1 protein-coding gene is annotated in these 479 nt (G+C 47.2%); it reads right to left on the bottom strand.

The features are described from left to right. Nucleotides 1-479 (bottom strand): mucin-binding protein (locus FC26_RS12870; RefSeq protein ID WP_420835224.1); only part of this gene is annotated, 479 nt, incomplete at both ends.

Raw genomic sequence — 479 nt, 5'->3', positions numbered from 1 at the left:
TTACCGTTTTGATCAACGATTTCAACCGTTGCACGTTGCTTGTTTGGTGTGTAGACAACATTCACGTCGCCGCCATCTGTTGGTACATCTGGAATGTCAGTTGTTGGTGTGTACCCTGGGACGTCTGTTGTTTCAACAGGGTCACCTGGCTTACCAACATGGCTTTCTCCCGTGGTACCTGGGATTGGGTTACCTTCTGGATCAGTTGGAATCGTCGTGTATGGTACTTTATTGTCGCCAAGTTGAGTCATCACTACCTTGAAGATTTGATCTGCATCGTCGTCGTGATCATACGTTGCACCTATGGTGCCATCGCTTGTCAGGTTGTATCCTTGGTTGATTATCCCTTGGATTGCCGTTGCGACGGTACTGTGATCGACATTAGCATCACTTACACCCGTGAGACTAACCGTCTTCAAAGTGTTACCGTTTTGATCAACGATTTCAACCGTTGCACGTTGCTTGTTTGGTGTGTAGAC

Origin of the sequence: Paucilactobacillus vaccinostercus DSM 20634 (assembly GCF_001436295.1) — a bacterium.
GTDB classification, from domain to species: domain Bacteria; phylum Bacillota; class Bacilli; order Lactobacillales; family Lactobacillaceae; genus Paucilactobacillus; species Paucilactobacillus vaccinostercus.
The sequence above is the reverse complement of the archived record's forward strand: the minus strand, read 5'-3'. Positions and strand labels throughout refer to the sequence as shown.